The sequence below is a fragment of the Calditerricola yamamurae genome (assembly GCF_054654135.1).
This window is the reverse complement of the sequence record NZ_BAAIFH010000004.1, coordinates 246,680-261,795: the sequence shown is the minus strand read 5'-3', so window position 1 is coordinate 261,795 and position 15,116 is coordinate 246,680. Positions and strand designations below refer to the sequence as shown.

Sequence of the window (15,116 nt, the reverse complement as noted above, 5' to 3'; positions counted from 1 at the left end):
GGAGAGGAAAAGTACATCGTTCGATGCAAATTGGGAAATGACTCTTCAGGTTCAGGACGTTGTGGTCCCATTGGATGCCCGCCTTTGCCCGTTCGCACAATTCCTGCAGCTAGCGACCAAAACGGAGACGGAAGGTATCGAAAGCAGCGGGTCAGCTAGGGTCCATTCCCTTACTACCGTATGGAATTTTTGGGATAAGCCTGTTCGAGCCGAGGGGCAATTTTACACAGAAATTTGGACTTGATCGAGATCAATTTTCGTTGTTCCAAACATTGTGTATGGGCGAATTGAGATATAACCACCGCATGTCACAAATGATTGTTTTATTGCCATTGTGCTTGCGTCTATTTCAAATTTATCCCTAACACCATCAAGACTATATCGATAAGTGGTTGCTGTCGAATAACCCAGTGACCAGCGGGTTGCTCGTAAAAAGCTTCCCCAAACAGAAAAGAAGGTTCCTCGCCGGAGCGGAGGAACCGCTTTTCCATTCTTGATCGATTCGGGTGTAGCTTCCGTGCCGGTTGTTATCCCGGCTCCTTCACCCACACCCGTACCGCCTCTTCCCGGCGCGTGTAGCCAAGCCGGTCGGCCAGCTCGAGGAGCGGGATGAGCGTTTTGCGCGACAGGCCGAGGATATCGCGTGCCTCCTGAATGGTGAACCGACCTTGTTGGCCGGTGGTGTTCCACAGCGCGCGCAGGGCGTCGCGCACGGCCGCCGACGGGACGATGCGGTCGTTGTCTAATGGCTGGGCTTGTCCGGATGCCAGGAGGTACGTACGCAGGTCTTCGGCGTCGCGCTCGGCCAGGTGATGGACCCGGCACAGCGCGCGCCAGTCCGGCGCATGGAGGCCGGCCTGTTCCCATTCCGCCAGCAGGCCGTCGACAAGCGGCTTGAGCCGCTCGGGAACGTGCGGCGCAAAGGAGGCCAGGGCGACGAGCTCGCCGTCCTTGCGAAGCCAGCCCTCTTCTTCCCATGCCGCGCACAGGGCGTCCCACGCTTTTGCATCCACGTTCGGCAGCACGCGCGAATGCAGGGCCGCCTTGGCCATGCCGGCAAGGAGGGGGCGCTCGCGGTGGTACCGTGCCAGCTCGTCCTGAGCCCGCTCTCTCCACTGGGCCCACGCCGCTGCGGAGACGAGCAGCGGGTCGCTCTCCTGGCCGGATGCGGCCAGGAGGCGCACCTGTCCGTCCGCGGCGAGGCGTGCGGCATGGTCTTGTACCGCGTCGAGGGGGAGGTTGATGCGGTTTGCCACCTCCTGTGCCGGCAGGGCTCCCGCTTCCTCGAGGAGCCACAACAGCTGCTGGGCCGGATCACCTTGCCGCTTTTTCTCCAGCAGGGCGATGGTGGCCGGGCCGAAGCGGTGTTTAGGCGCGTGTGGGTCGAGAACCTCTCCGCCGCCGAGGGTGAGCGGCGGGGAGGGACGGCGCAGGATGAAGCGATCCCCACGGGCGGCCACCACCGGCTCATCCAGCACGAGCTGGCAGAGTGCCTCGTCACCGGGTTGGGCGGTGTTGCGGTCGAAGAAGACAATTCGTCCCAGGACATCGGCGGTGCCCACAAAGAGGCGGATGGGGGCGCGCTGCTTGAGCGGCGCGGCGTCGGGGAGGAGGCGCAAGGCCACATCGAGGCGGTCTGTGGGTGTGAATGCTCCCGGCGTGGCGACCACGTCGCCGCGGCGCACCTCGGCGGCCTCGATGCCAACCAGGTTGAGGGCCGTGCGCTGGCCGGCAACGGCGGCTTCTTGCGGCTCGCCGTGGACGTGGATGCCCCGCACGCGCACGCGGCGGCCTTTCGGCAGGACGACCAGCTCGTTGCCGGGGCGGACGGTGCCCTGGAAGAGCGTTCCCGTAACGACGGTACCGAACCCCTTGCGCGCAAAGGCGCGGTCAACGGGGAGGCGCGCCGGCCCGTGCAGCGGCCGGTCCGGGGGTTCATCCAGCACGCCGTCGAGGGCGGCAACCAGGGCGTCGAGTCCCGCTCCGGTGACGGCGCTGACCGGCACGATCGGCGCGCCGGCGAGGAAGGTTCCGGCCACGGTGGCGGCTACGTCTTCACGGGCGAGGGCGAGCATGTCGGCGTCCACGATGTCCGTTTTCGTCAGTGCGACGAGTCCCCGCTTGATGCCGAGCAGTTCAAGGATGGCCAGGTGTTCGCGCGTCTGCGGCATTACCCCTTCGTCGGCGGCGACGACCAGAAGCGCGACGTCAATGCCGACCACGCCGGCGACCATCTGGCGGATGAACCGCTCGTGTCCCGGGACGTCGACGAAGCCCACCCGCTTGCCGCTGGGCAGGGTGAGATGAGCGTAACCCGGCTCGATGGAGATCTGGCGCTCCTTTTCCTCCTTGAGCCGGTCGGTGTCGATGCCGGTAAGCGCTTTGGTCAGCGTCGTCTTGCCGTGGTCGATGTGGCCGGCGACGCCGACCAACCAGTAGGGTGCGTTCATCAGCAGCCCTCCTTCCGCGGTGCGACGGTGGTCGAAGGAACAAAGCGCCGGCGAAAGGCCCACAGGAGCAGGGCGTTGCCGAATAGCAGGACGGCGGTGACGGCGAACAGGCCGCGGAAGCCGATCCATCCGGTGAGCAGCCCGCCGCTCAAGGGACCGAGCAGGTTGCCCAGGTTGAGGGCGCTCGTCTGGTAGCCGAAGGCGGTGCTCTCCATTCCCGCCGGGGCGTGTTTTCGCACCAGCGCGTGCAGTGCGGGCAAGAGGCCCCCGGCGGCGAGACCGAGCAGAAAGCGAAAGGCGAGGAGCTGCCACACGTTGACCGAAAGGGCGAGCGGCAGGGTCAGCAGGGCGGCGGCCAACGAGGCGCCGACAAGCACGCGGTGGGCGCCGTAGCGGTCGGACCACCGGCCGAGTACAGGGGAGGCGAGCAGGTTGGCCACCCCGGCCGCGGCGATGACCAGACCGGCAAAGAAGCTGACGTATCCGCCCGGCGCGCCGAGCTCCTTGACGAATAGCGGCATCTGCGGAGAGGGGCCCATCATGGCAAACTGCACCACCAGGGCCGTTGCGAACAGGAGCAGCAGGGTCGGGGAGTGGAAGATGATCGCGGCGCTGACGCGAAGGCTTGTCCCGTTTTTCTTGGGATCAGGCTTGGCAATCTCCTTGACGAAAAGAAGCACCACCGTTGTTGCAAGGGCGAGCAGGAGACCGGTGAGCCAGAACACATGGCGGATGCCGATCCATTCGGCTAACACGCCGCCGAAAAACGGTCCCAATATGGCTCCGGCGATACCGCCGGCCTGCAGCATGCCGAGGGCGTACCCGACGTGCTCCCGGGGGGTGTTGGTGGCGGTCAGCGCCACCGAGGCCGGGATGAAGCCGGAGATCGTTCCGTTGAGGAAGCGGAGCAGCAACAGGTGCACGGGGCTGGTGGCAAAGGCGATCAGCGTGGTGATCACCGCCATGCCGTAGCCCGAGCGGAGGATCATGATCTTGCGGCCGTAGCGATCGGCCAAGCTGCCCCAGATGGGGGCCATGATGAAGGCCGACAGAAAGTTGATGCCAAAAATGAGGCCGGCCCACCGCTGCACCTGCGCCGGATTGGACATTCCCAGATCATACAGGTACAGGGGCAAGAAGGGCACGACCATCGACATCGCGGCTTGTACCAGTCCTTGGGCGGCCATGAGGATGTACAGGTTCCGTTGCCAGGTTTCCATCGTCAAGTCCCTTCTGCAACGCATGGTTTCTTCTTGTTTATTCGGGAATCGAAAGAAAAAATCCTGCCTCCGTTGAGCGTGCCGGATGGAGGCAAGGCCGATTGAGCGGGCGGGAGTGTTGGGGTATACTGGTGGGGTGAGGACAAGGGCGTAGACGGCGCCCCGGGATCCTCACCCGGTGCCGATGGAGATGGGAGCGGTTGGGTGGCTGGTGCCCCCTCCGGCCTTCAAAGCCGAGCAGGACCCGCGTGCCGGGTCCGGTGGGTTCGATTCCCACACGCTCCCGCCACCATTTGCCTTCCATGATACCACAACATGGTGGCCGTCCACTTCCCGGATGACGCCCATCCGGAAACGGACGGCCTGTTGTGTTTCGTGGTGCGTGTAACGTGCCGGGACGCGACCGGCTTCCGTGATCACCGCTTTCGGACCTGAAAATTGTCCAACAGCAGCAACCAATTTTGCGGAAAGGCATTTCCCAGCACCCAATAGCTGATGCCGCGCAACCGGTATGCCTTGACCAGATCGAATTTGGCTTGTGCGCTGCGCGCGTCTTCAAACCAGACTTCGTGTTGGCGGCCTTGCGCGTCGATGTAGCGGAAAAAGGGTGCCTGGGCTTGGGAATCATACTGAATGGTCGCGCCATAGCGCGCGGCGCGTTGAATCGCTTCCTGCGGGCTAATGCTCGGCGCAAAGGGGCCTCCCCGCACGTAGGGCAGGGTCCAGTCGTAGCCGTAAAGCGGCATGCCCATGAGGATCTTGCCGCGAGGGATTGCCGTAACCGCGTAGTCCAGCACGCGCCGCACTCGGTTAACCGGCGCCACTGCCATGGGCGGTCCCCCCGACCAGCCCCATTCGTAGGTCATCAGGACCACGAAATCCAATATGGCCCCGTGCGCGGGGTAGTCGTGGGCTTCATACAGCAAGCCGGGTTGGTCGGCGCGCTCTTTAGGGGCCAATGCGCTGGAGACGAGGTATCCTTCGGGGCGCAGCCGCTCTGTTATCCGGCGGAGGAATTGGTTGTACCGCTGGCGGTCTTCGGGATACACGTATTCGAAGTCGATGTTCAGCCCGCGGTACCCTTTCGCGCGCATGGTGTTCAGAATCCCGGTGAGCAGGCGTTCCTGCACGGCGGGGTCGGTGAATACGGTGCGGGCAATGTCGGAACGAAACCGTCCGTCTGCAAAGTTGGTGATCACCATCAGCGGGGCGGTACGCTGCTGTCGCGCGGTGGCGAGAACGGCCTCATCGGACAGGGGATTCAGGCTCCCGTCGGCCCGCACCTGGTAGCTGAACGGGCTGAGATAGGTGAGTCCGGCGCCCACTTCCCCCACGAGCTGCTGCCCCCGGGCCCCCATGATTTCCAGGAAGGCGTTCACTTCAATGGTCGGCTTTTGTCGTTCCGGGATGACGAGGACCTGCCCGGGGAAGATGCGCGCCGGATCGGCGATGCGGTTGGCCCTGGCGAGGGCGTCAACGGTGGTGCCATATTGCCGGGCGATGCTCCAGAGGCTTTCCCCCGGCCGCACCACGTGGCGATCGGGGACCGGAATGACCAGTGCTTGGCCAATGACAAGCCGGTCAGGATTGGGGAGCTGGTTGGCCCGGACGATGGTGTCGGGACTCACCCGGTAGCGCTGGGCGATCTGCCAGATGGTCTCCCCTTGTTGCACGACGTGAATGAACACCCGAATGCCTCCTTTGTGCCTTGCTGCTCCTACCCTATTACCCTATTCGGAAGGGGTGGGCAGCGTGCCGTACGCGGGAGGTGTTCGCCCAAAACGGGGCGAGCCGGCACATGGGCCGACTCGGACAGGATCACGGGTGTGACGGGGTGTTGTTGCTGTCGCGTGTCAGAAGCTCGCGGGTGCGCGCCACCAGCGCGGGGAGGTCTTCATCGCGGATGGTCCGGAAATCAAGGAGGAAGCGGTCGTCCTTAACGCGCCCCACAACGGGCGGATCGCCGAGGCGGAAGCGGCGTTCCAGCCGGTGCGCCGGCCAATCGGGATGTGGCCCGAAGGCGACCACCACCGTCGGTAACGTGACGCCGGGGAGGGAGCCGCCGCCCGCTTCGGAATGGTCGTCGAACAGTTCGACATTTCCCGGGTAATACCGCGCGATTTCCGCCACATATCGTCGAGCGCGCGCGGCGATTTCCGACGGGGTGGCCAAAAGCATGCGCAGTGTGGGGATGCGCGCTTTGGCCCGTTCGGGGTCAAGGTACAGGCGCAGCGTGGCTTCAAGGGCAGCCAGCGTAAATTTGTCGCAGCGCAGCGCCCGGGCCAAGGGGTGGCGCTTGAGCCGTTGAATGAGATCGCGCCGTCCGGCCAGAATGCCTGCCTGGGGGCCTCCGAGGAGCTTGTCCCCGCTGAAGGACACGAGGGCCACGCCCGCTTGCAGGCTGTCTTGGACCGTCGGCTCGTTCCCGATGCCGAAGGGACGCAGGTCGAATAGGACGCCGCTGCCCAGGTCTTCATATACAGGGATGCCCCGCCGCTGCCCCAGCACGGCCAATTCGGCGGCGGAAACCGATTCGGTGAATCCGACAATGCGGAAGTTGCTGCGGTGGACCTTGAGGAGGAGCGCCGTTTCGTCGGTGATGGCCTGTTCGTAATCGGCCAGGCGCGTGCGGTTGGTGGTGCCCACTTCGACCAGGCGGGCACCACTTTCGGCCATGATGTCCGGCACGCGGAACGACCCGCCGATCTCCACCAGCTCGCCGCGCGAGACGATCACGTCCTTTCCCGCAGCCAGCGCGCGGAGGGCAAGGAGCACGGCGGCGGCGTTGTTGTTTACCACCATTGCCGCCTCGGCGCCGGTGAGGTGGCAAATGAGCCCTTCCACCAGCGCGTGGCGCGAACCACGCGTGCCGGAGGCCAGCTCAAATTCCAGGTTGGTGTAATGGCGCGCCGCTTGCGTCATTGCTTCCGCTGCTTCGGCCGCCAAAACGGCCCGACCGAGATTGGTGTGCAGGACGATCCCCGTGCCGTTGATCACCGGGCGAAGGCGGGGAGCGGCCAAGTCACGCAGCGCGGCGACGCAGGCGTCGGCCACTTCCTCCCGCGTGATGGCTGTGCGCTCCCCACTCCGCAACGCCTCGCGCAAGGCAGCGATCGTTTTCTGGATGACGCGCGTGGCATGGGCGCGGTCGATTCCCCAAACCTCGCACGCCCGGATGACCGCCGGATCCGTCAATACCTGGTGAACGGCCGGCAGCGCCCGCAAGCGTTCGTGTAGGGACGACACGGTTGGTTCCCCCCTTCCCCGGGGTTATCAAGGTTGGACATTGTGCTTCCATTGTAGAGAAACGGGAATGGGAGCGCAAACGGGGCGCCCTGCTGGGGGATGGGACGTTGCTTTTGTTGGGGGATCATTTTTGGTATGATGGCATCGAACTGGAATGCGGCAAACCTGGGAATCGAGGAGGGGTGCGCGATGGCCAAGCACGAGGTGGACCACAAGAAGTACGAGAACATCCGCTTTGACATACAAGGAGAAGATGTCATCCTGACGAACATCCTGGAGACGATTCCATACGAATACGTGGGCAAGGAGATCCTGGTCGAGATCCCGACGTCCGAGTTTACGTCGGTGTGCCCCTGGTCGGGGCTGCCCGACTTCGCGGAAATCACCATCCGCTACATTCCCAACGAGAAGCTGGTCGAGATGAAGTCGCTCAAGTTTTACCTCACGTCGTTCCGCAACGTGGGCATTTACCAAGAGCACGCCACGCAGCGAATCTTGCACGACCTGGTCGCGCTCCTGGACCCGCTGTGGATGGAAGTGGAGGCGGTGTGGAACCCGCGCGGCGGCCTGAGCACGCGGTGCCTGGTACGCCATCGGAAGGACGGGTATCGATCGGCACTCCTTGGGGAAGTGTGAGAGAGCGGGGGATGGCCGATGTGGCCCCAACACGCCATCCGGAACCTCGCCGACGTGCGCGCGTTTTTGCGGCAATTTGGGGTTTACGTATACACGGGGGACGCGGAAGGCGACCTGGACCTCATGCGCGATGAGGTGTGGGAGCTGTATGAGGCGAAGTTGATCGATCGGGACACCTTTGCGGCGCTGACGCGCGTTTTGGCCGAGGCGTCCCGCGAGCGGTCGCAGGCAACGCGGGTGCAACCTTCAGAGGAAGAGTAGGCCGAAGAAATGGCGGAAAAGGTACGGCGGGAGGAGGGATGCGTATGAAGCAGCGGCAAGAGGAGCGAGCCGGTCGCGTTCCACCCCACCAAAATGTGGTGACGGGGTGGCCGGTGCTGCACTACGGCGATGTGCCGGTGTACCGGGACGTGCGCAAGGAATGGAATTTCCGCATCTTCGGGCTGATCGAGGAAGGGGAAAAGGTGCTGTCGTACGACGAGTTTATGGCTCTGCCTCGCGTCGTGCGCACGAACGACATCCATTGCGTCACCGGGTGGTCGAAGCTCGACAACACGTGGGAAGGCGTGCCGGTGACGGAAGTGGTGAAGCTCGTCACGGTAAAACCGGAAGCCAAAGCGGTGATGATCCACGCCGAGCACGGCTGGACGACCAACCTGCTTCTCGACGATTTTCTGCGCGAGGACAACCTGTTTGCCATCAAGCACAACGGCCAGGACTTGACCCCCGAGCACGGCTGGCCGGTTCGGTTGGTGGTCCCTCATCTGTACTTTTGGAAGAGCGCCAAATGGGTGCGGGGGATCGAGTTTCTTCCCGAGGACAAGCCCGGCTTCTGGGAGCGGAACGGCTACCACATGCGAGGGGATCCGTGGCGTGAACAAAGGTACGCTTGGGACTGAGGGGATTGACGTTCCCATCGGGGAAACAAAATGGGCGGCCATCGTTGCCGCCCCTTGTCATTTGTTTTAAACAAGAACGATGCTGATTTCGGGACCTGTCCAGGTCCGACTTTCGATTTCCCGACGACGTTGACACGATCTCGTCGAAAATGTCCTATTTTCTTGTGTTTTTCGTCAATGAAGTTCCAATGATCCTTTAGGTGTTTGTCCCAGTTTACGGTATCATCCGGAGTTACATCGACTTTTTGGTCAGGATTAGAGGGCCTCACCACCAGTTCCGAAACGTCGCGGAGAACACGTTCACAATCCCGAAGCGAAACCCTGTTCGAATGGTGTATGTCAAGCAAATGCTCCGCCTGATAGGGAGGGCGTAAGTTCTCCCTCTCCCCTTACACCAAGTTTACCCCAGCCTCCTATGTATGGCAAACGTGGATAAGAAGGACCTTCAATACTATCTTGATTTACCCTACATCATCATGTTGCAGAAGATTCGCGATGAAAGTGGGAAGTATTAATTCGCCCGTGTTATGGAGCTCGACGGATGATGCCAGAGCGATGGAGATACGCCCGAGGAAGCACTGAAGAATATCCGCGAGGCCATGGAAGGGTATCTGGAAGTTAAGCAGGGGTACGGTGAGCTGATCCCCGAACCGGTTCCGGAGAGCCAAGCCTACAGTGGGCAATTCCGCGTCCAAATTCTCAAGAGCCTGCGCCAGCGCCTGGTTATCGAGACGCAGCGGGAAGGTTTGTCCCTCAATCAATACGTGCTGTACAGCTGAGCAAGTTGAAAGGCAAGACGAGCAGGGGGAAGAAAAGGACCTGCCCGTCTGATGGAAGTGGCCCCCCTCCGGAATTGTGCAGGGGACTTTTTTGTTGTTCAATGGTATTTCTTCTGAATTCCTTTGAGGAGATCGTCCTCTTATGGACTGATCTGAAGTTTGTAGATATCAATTCACTTTGAATGCGAGGTTCTCAATTAGTAAGTGTAAAGAAAACTTATCTTAAATTGGTCATTATTCCTTTATTAGAGATCTAATCTTAATCTAATCTTACGCATTACTACCGCGATTAACCCGCCTATTAATCCCCAAAATATAATGGGAATAAATAAATCTAATAAGTTTCCTGGATTCTCTACGTTATCAAGAAGTCCTATTAGTTCCCACATAGGTCTAAAAGGTTTATTAATAGCCCTGTAAATGGGTCCAAATATGTCTCCGATGATGTTAATTTCTGCATATGAACTTATAAAGCCAATAAAAGTTAACGATAATATGATTGAAAAAGAAATCACAAATCCTATTATGAAGTCCCGAAGAGTTTTCATTAAAGTATCCCCCCTGTTTGATTTGCTCAGTAAGACAAAGAAGGTTAGCCGCACGGGAAACCCGTGCGGCTGATGGGTTAATTAGCAACAAGATTGTATTTTTCCAGCTCCCAGTAAACGCCCGGCATTGAATCATGTTTGGGGTTAGATACAAAATGCTCATCAGCAGACGGGTCAGCTAGGTATACAAGCTTTTCGTTCTTCAGTTCTTGTAGATCTTTGTTTTTTATTACGACGACAGCTTCAATAAATCCTTTGAACACTGCTTCGTTTTGAGACAGAATGTTTTCTAAAGCGATTTTGTCGATGAGTTGTCCTTCAACAGGTTTTAGGCCAAAGGTGGCTTTTAAGCCTGTTCCTTTTTCAATCGCACGTCCCTTAATTTGGTCGACCTTTATGTTGTACTTACTAACCAAGTTAGCCAATTCGCCTTCGTTAAGGGGTTTGGTGAAGGTAAGGGTTACAAAAACTTCTTTTTCGGAAGAAGCTTCATTATTAAGTTCTTTTAGTTTTTCTTCCACTTTGTTTTTGTATTCAATCAGGTTTGATTTGCTTTTAGCGATTTCGTGGTAGGAAGAAATAGGATTGAATTTTTGTTTTTTTAGAGTTTCTGCATCAGTGACCGCATAGCCCACGCCGACAAGAAGTACAAGGAATGCAGCGAAGGCCACAATTTTTTTGTTCATTTTAATCCCTCCATTACCAGGGGTATTTACGAGTTAGGTGAACATCGAAATACTTTGTATCGTATTCACCAAACCCAAGATAATAGCTCATTTGTGAACCGTATTCGAAATAGGTAGTAGCTTTACTGTAAACCCTAAAATGCGATTCGAAGCGGTAGTCTGTGTTTGCTACGATGGATAGCGGAGCTAGACAAACTACCTCGGTTTCATCATAGTAGCCATTGCCGCCGTAAAGTTCAGGGTCATCATCAATATCGTAGTGAGGATTCGGTAACGTACTGTAAAAAATATTTACTGCACTTACAGTCGTGTTATATTCATCTGTATTCGAGATGTCAAATGTATAGTAGTAGGAGTTATTGCGGTAATAGTTGTGGATAGAATTTACCGCGTCTTGAGTGAACCGAAAGCGGGCTTGCGGGGAAACCATCAATTGCCCGGAGCTGTTCGTATACTCATAAAGCGCTGTATTCCCCCAATCTGGAGAATACGATCCTTCTTGAGGCCCCCATTGCACGCTCGGACTCCAAGTTCCTGCAGTAGCAGAACCCACGAGTAGCGTCGACAATAAAGCAATGGTAGTGACGGGTATAGATACGATTTTTTTAATCTTACTTAGAACCATTATTCCCTTTCCTCCTTTTCATTTATGTTTTTTCAACAAATATGTTAATAATACATTAAAATTTCCATTCAGATAAAATTTATCACCTCCCTTCCTTCCGATTTCAATTTTAGGAACTTTACACGTAAGATTCAACACTTAGATCAAAAATAAATATCTATCGATTTAGACATCATTCGACAATTAAGTCGGCCGTGCCGGCCAGATCAGCCAGTGTCGCGTCCGGCTTTTGCGCGTCGACACCGACCACGTACGGGCCTACTACTACGAGCGCCGAGCGGTGCGCACCTTCGCGCTCATCAACATCCTCGTGACCATGCCGGACAAGTAGCGGAGGGTGAAACAATACGCGGAAGGACGACCGCGCGCTACAGCAGTACGATCCCTGGCGCTTCGCGTACTGGGGCGTGCCCGACGTATGCCGCTGGAAAGCTGCAAGGAAGTGATGTTGGATCGACGGTGTGCTTCGCTGTGTCCGGTGTGGCAAACCAAAGTATCCGGACCCGGAGACAGGAAGGCCATGGTGGGCCGTCGAAGAATGACGGTGATTGTTCGGGCAAAGGGGGCTAATGGTTACGTAGAGAGAGCCACGGAGATCCGTGGAAAGAACAGAGGTTCGCATGGGATTGAGAACATCGTGACGGTGCATCCCGTCTCACGGAGTGGTGAGGCGGGATGTCCTTTTGTTGATTTCCAAATTGAAATTGGGTGATTCGAACTATTTTAACCTAGGAAGTTTGTCCTATTGAATGCAGTTTTGTTTTCTTTCCTATAATGAAAGCAGTGAGTCTTTGGTACTGTTTCTTAAAAAGAAATATTTTTCAAAGAAGGAGGGGTGATCCAATTTTATGAAACGTTGGTTGCGTGCTTTGCCGCTCAAATGGAAGCTCTCTTCGTACATTGCCCTCGTTGTTTTGTGCACCATCCTGCTCTACACCGCGTGCTTCTGGCTCTTGATCCCCATCCACCTGCGTTACTTGATCACCTTACTGGGCATCGGCTTCTTGATCCTTGCGGGATGTGTGGCCGGAACGTATTTTTTTGCCCGTGCGATTGAGCAACGGCTGAATCAATTTCGTCTGGCGATGGTCCGCTTGGCCGATGGCGACCTTTCCCTGCGCATCGACGTCCGGGATGGGGATGAAATTGACAAACTGGCTGTCCATTTTAATGAAACGATTGATCGCCTCCGCACGTTGATTGCCTCCAACCGCGAACGCTTCCAGAGCATCGAAGAAGCCGCAACCGGTCTCGCGGCGGTGGCGGAAGAGACGACGGCTCAGGCGGGAGAGATCCGGCGAACCATTGGCGAGATTGCCGACGCGATGGTCAATCAAGCCAAAGAAACGGAACACGGTTCTCGAATTGTTACGGAGTTTGCGCGCTCCCTGGAACGCGTTGCCGCGAATGCCGTAAACGTAAAACAGGCCGTCGCCGAAACAACCCGGGCCGGGAAAGAAGGTTATGCCGCCATGGCGGATTTGGAAAGCGCTTCCGAAGAAAATGTTTCCGTAGCCGAGCGCGTGACGGCCGAGATTCAAGCCCTCATCGACCAGATGAACCGGATCACGTCCTTTACCACGACGATAAAAGAGATCGCGAACCAAACCAACTTGCTCGCGCTCAATGCCGCCATCGAGGCTGCACGAGCCGGTGAGCACGGTTCCGGATTCGCTGTCGTGGCCGCTGAAGTGCGCAAACTCGCCGACCAATCTTCCAAGGCGGCCCGGGAGATCGATGGCGTGGTGCAGGCCATCCATCAGCAGGTGGAATCGTCCGTCCGGTCGATTGGCCAAACGGTGGATATGGCCCGCCAGCAGCATGACATTGTGCAACAAACCAAAAAGACGTTCCAAAGCATCCTGCAGTCCGTTGAGCACATTCATACGGAGATGGAAAGCGTGGCATCCGCAATGGACGAGATGAACCGCAACAAAGATACCTTCGTCCAGACCATCGAGAACATCTCCGCGATGAGCCAACAGACGGCGGCCGGTGCACAAACCGTGAACTCGATCGCGCAAGAGCAGACGCGGGCCATCGAGGAAGTTGCCCAAGCGGCGCAACAGCTCACGGAAATGGTTGAACTGCTCAACCGCGAAATTGCCCGGTTCAAAACGGCGTAAAGGCGTACGGGACAAAACAAAAAGTCCGGCAAAAAAGCCGGAATTACAGAAAACCACAAGTGCAGTGCATACAAGAAAGTGCCTGAAACTTGCTCCGAAGAAGGTGTCCGTTGCGCCAGACACTTCCGCTTGTGGCTGAGGATTGATAATCGTCCTCAGCCGCTTTCTATTTTACCATCCTCATAACATGTAACCAACCCTATCCTTATAAATTTCGTCAACTTTATTCTCATGAGGAATTTCTCTGCTTCCCAAAGCGGCCGCCCGAAATCGGTCTGCTCCGGAGTGAAGGGATGGGAAATCCCTGGACAATGAGAGGAAAGTATTATACAATACCTCTGTGTGCTTGAAAATATGTAAAAGAAGGGCGTTTCGCCATTTTTCGCGATCGATGTTCCCTCCATCCCCGTTCTGCGATCGCGCGCGGGTTGTCGTGATGGAAGTTCCGAAAAGAGAATCCCGGATGGATGATGTGTGCAAATCCGACGTTCGCGCAGATGTCCTCCCGTATCGTGGCAGGTTAGTGGCGGTTCCACGACTGAAGAACATCTGCGTTTTTTGCTGTCGAACGTGGTCGGTGGTGTGATAGCGGAAGAGGGTAAGAGGATGATGCACGGAAGAAAACACCTCGTTCTCGTCGCGATTTTGTTGATCGCGTTTTTACTCCGAATGTATGTGTTGATCACCAACGGTGTTTCGTTTTCCATCCACAGCGACGATATCGGCTATCTTCGCAGCGCCCAGACGCTGCTCCTAACCGGAACGCTCACCTATCACCGGTCTGACGAGCCGACCGTGCACATTATGCCGGGCATGCCGATTTTTCTCGCCGCGGTCTTCGCGGTGTTCGGTCATGGCTTTCTGGGTTTGCTGGCGGCAAAAGTGGCGATTATTGCGATCGGTGTTCTGGGGGTCTACGGGGTATATCGGATCGGTCGAACGGTTTGGGGGCATGGGGTTGGCCTGCTCGCGGCGCTCCTGATGGCGGTCTACCCGCCGCTGCTTGTTGTCGATAACCTTCTCCTGACCGAAACCCCGTTCATGACCGCGTTGATCTTCTTTGTGTACTATTCCATTCGGCTGTCCCGGACGCGAACGTGGCGTGACCTTCTTGCGGTGGTGGTGGCCTATCTGATCGCCCTGTATTTTCGGCCGACCATTGCCCTTGCGCCGATTTGCCTGCTGCCGCTGCTGCTCTTCAAACGGTATCCGCTTCGGCTCCTGACGAAGCAGGCCATCGGCGCCGCTCTGATCGTGGTGTTGGTGCTGGCTCCCTGGTGGATTCGCAATTACCTTCAGTTTGGCGCGTTTATCCCGTTGACGGGTAGCGCCGGCAATCCCCTTCTCCTCGGTACCTATCAAGGAGAAGGCTATCCCGACACGATCACCCTTGACGAATGGGTTAACGTGCTCATGCGGGTTTATCCCAGCCAGGACGCGTACACGAAGATGAAGGTGCAGGAGACGATAGCCAAATACCGTCTGCGTCAATGGTGGAAACACGACAAAACGTCCCTGCTGTATAGCTATGCCGTCCTCAAGCCGAAGATCTTGTGGCGGAAGCCCTTTTATCCAAAAGAAGTGCTGGGAATCTCGTATGTGCAAGTGCACGCGGTTCACCGGTACATTGTGGGGGCCGCCGTGGCGGGATATGCATTGGTCCTGTGGCGGCGGCAAGGGCGTCACGAAGGGGCATTTGTCAGTTTGGTGCTCCTCTACTTTACGGCGATTTACAGCCTTTACTTCGCGTATGAGCGCTATGCCTTGCCACTGATGCCACTTTGTTTCCTGGGAATGGCGGCGGGTTTGTTGCCGTTTCTTGTCCGCCGCAAATCTGACACGCGGTGTACGTTATGAGATAATAGAGAGCGTAGGGGTGGCGTTGCAGGAGCGCGATGAGG

The 15,116-nt window shown here is 57.5% G+C and carries 13 protein-coding genes and 1 tRNA gene; 7 read left to right on the top strand and 7 right to left on the bottom strand.

All coding sequences use genetic code 11. The features are described 5' to 3' along the window. Positions 1–222 precede the first annotated feature (222 nt). From ACYQ0Z_RS02640 to ACYQ0Z_RS02630, 3 genes are read right to left on the bottom strand one after another with little or no spacing between them, the layout of a single operon-like run. Positions 223–549 (bottom strand): hypothetical protein, encoded by a 327-nt coding sequence (locus ACYQ0Z_RS02640; RefSeq protein ID WP_459864170.1) that lies wholly within the window; start codon positions 547–549, stop codon positions 223–225. After that, positions 528–2,450 (bottom strand): selenocysteine-specific translation elongation factor, encoded by a 1,923-nt coding sequence (selB, locus tag ACYQ0Z_RS02635; protein WP_459864169.1) that lies wholly within the window; start codon positions 2,448–2,450, stop codon positions 528–530. Before selB ends, ACYQ0Z_RS02640 begins: the two co-directional genes overlap by 22 nt. After that, positions 2,450–3,670 (bottom strand): MFS transporter, encoded by a 1,221-nt coding sequence (locus ACYQ0Z_RS02630; RefSeq protein ID WP_459864167.1) that lies wholly within the window; start codon positions 3,668–3,670, stop codon positions 2,450–2,452. Before ACYQ0Z_RS02630 ends, selB begins: the two co-directional genes overlap by 1 nt. Before the next feature lie 192 nt (positions 3,671–3,862). Here ACYQ0Z_RS02630 and ACYQ0Z_RS02625 point away from each other — a divergent pair. Then, a tRNA-Sec gene (locus ACYQ0Z_RS02625) sits at positions 3,863–3,959 on the top strand. A gap of 127 nt (positions 3,960–4,086) precedes the next feature. Here the strand turns inward: ACYQ0Z_RS02625 and ACYQ0Z_RS02620 are convergent. Both ACYQ0Z_RS02620 and selA read right to left on the bottom strand, forming a co-directional pair. After that, a complete protein-coding gene (locus tag ACYQ0Z_RS02620; protein ID WP_459864165.1) occupies positions 4,087–5,358 on the bottom strand; it encodes a glycoside hydrolase family 18 protein in 1,272 nt (423 codons plus the stop codon). Positions 5,359–5,488: 130 nt separating this feature from the next. After that, the gene (gene selA, locus ACYQ0Z_RS02615; RefSeq protein WP_459864163.1) at positions 5,489–6,916 is read right to left on the bottom strand and encodes an L-seryl-tRNA(Sec) selenium transferase; all 1,428 of its coding nucleotides are present in this window, start codon (positions 6,914–6,916) and stop codon (positions 5,489–5,491) included. 189 nt (positions 6,917–7,105) lie between these two features. Between selA and queF the strand changes: the two genes are divergently transcribed. The 4 genes from queF (at position 7,106) to ACYQ0Z_RS02595 (ending at position 9,230) form a co-directional block, all read left to right on the top strand. Next, positions 7,106–7,552 (top strand): preQ(1) synthase, encoded by a 447-nt coding sequence (gene queF / locus ACYQ0Z_RS02610; protein ID WP_459864161.1) that lies wholly within the window; start codon positions 7,106–7,108, stop codon positions 7,550–7,552. 18 nt (positions 7,553–7,570) lie between these two features. Next, positions 7,571–7,813, top strand: coding sequence for a YqgQ family protein (locus tag ACYQ0Z_RS02605; protein WP_459864159.1), 243 nt, complete (start codon positions 7,571–7,573; stop codon positions 7,811–7,813). A gap of 38 nt (positions 7,814–7,851) precedes the next feature. After that, the gene (locus tag ACYQ0Z_RS02600) at positions 7,852–8,451 is read left to right on the top strand and encodes a sulfite oxidase-like oxidoreductase (RefSeq protein ID WP_459864157.1); all 600 of its coding nucleotides are present in this window, start codon (positions 7,852–7,854) and stop codon (positions 8,449–8,451) included. A 599-nt stretch (positions 8,452–9,050) separates the two neighbouring features. After that, a complete protein-coding gene (locus ACYQ0Z_RS02595; protein ID WP_459864155.1) occupies positions 9,051–9,230 on the top strand; it encodes a toxin-antitoxin system HicB family antitoxin in 180 nt (59 codons plus the stop codon). A 625-nt stretch (positions 9,231–9,855) separates the two neighbouring features. Here ACYQ0Z_RS02595 and ACYQ0Z_RS02590 read toward each other — a convergent pair. After that, positions 9,856–10,464: a hypothetical protein gene (locus tag ACYQ0Z_RS02590; RefSeq protein WP_459864153.1), complete on the bottom strand. Its 609-nt coding sequence runs from the start codon at positions 10,462–10,464 to the stop codon at positions 9,856–9,858. Between the two features lie 13 nt (positions 10,465–10,477). Further along, positions 10,478–11,089 carry a hypothetical protein gene (locus ACYQ0Z_RS02585; protein WP_459864151.1) on the bottom strand — a complete coding sequence of 204 codons (612 nt, stop codon included), beginning with the start codon at positions 11,087–11,089 and terminating at the stop codon, positions 10,478–10,480. Between the two features lie 848 nt (positions 11,090–11,937). On the opposite strand from ACYQ0Z_RS02585, the gene ACYQ0Z_RS02580 reads away from it, so the two are divergent. Continuing rightward, positions 11,938–13,215: a methyl-accepting chemotaxis protein gene (locus ACYQ0Z_RS02580; protein WP_459864149.1), complete on the top strand. Its 1,278-nt coding sequence runs from the start codon at positions 11,938–11,940 to the stop codon at positions 13,213–13,215. A 606-nt stretch (positions 13,216–13,821) separates the two neighbouring features. After that, positions 13,822–15,072 carry an ArnT family glycosyltransferase gene (locus ACYQ0Z_RS02575; protein ID WP_459864147.1) on the top strand — a complete coding sequence of 417 codons (1,251 nt, stop codon included), beginning with the start codon at positions 13,822–13,824 and terminating at the stop codon, positions 15,070–15,072. The last annotated feature ends 44 nt before the right edge of the window (positions 15,073–15,116 follow it).

Coding starts and splice junctions, on each gene's coding strand:
- selB (WP_459864169.1), bottom strand. CDS start 2,450: ATGAACGCACCCTACTGGTTGGTCGGCGTCGCCGGCCACATCGACCAC.
- ACYQ0Z_RS02630 (WP_459864167.1), bottom strand. CDS start 3,670: ATGGAAACCTGGCAACGGAACCTGTACATCCTCATGGCCGCCCAAGGA.
- queF (WP_459864161.1), top strand. CDS start 7,106: ATGGCCAAGCACGAGGTGGACCACAAGAAGTACGAGAACATCCGCTTT.
- ACYQ0Z_RS02605 (WP_459864159.1), top strand. CDS start 7,571: ATGTGGCCCCAACACGCCATCCGGAACCTCGCCGACGTGCGCGCGTTT.
- ACYQ0Z_RS02600 (WP_459864157.1), top strand. CDS start 7,852: ATGCGTATGAAGCAGCGGCAAGAGGAGCGAGCCGGTCGCGTTCCACCC.
- ACYQ0Z_RS02595 (WP_459864155.1), top strand. CDS start 9,051: ATGGAAGGGTATCTGGAAGTTAAGCAGGGGTACGGTGAGCTGATCCCC.
- ACYQ0Z_RS02590 (WP_459864153.1), bottom strand. CDS start 10,464: ATGAACAAAAAAATTGTGGCCTTCGCTGCATTCCTTGTACTTCTTGTC.
- ACYQ0Z_RS02585 (WP_459864151.1), bottom strand. CDS start 11,089: ATGGTTCTAAGTAAGATTAAAAAAATCGTATCTATACCCGTCACTACC.
- ACYQ0Z_RS02580 (WP_459864149.1), top strand. CDS start 11,938: ATGAAACGTTGGTTGCGTGCTTTGCCGCTCAAATGGAAGCTCTCTTCG.
- ACYQ0Z_RS02575 (WP_459864147.1), top strand. CDS start 13,822: ATGATGCACGGAAGAAAACACCTCGTTCTCGTCGCGATTTTGTTGATC.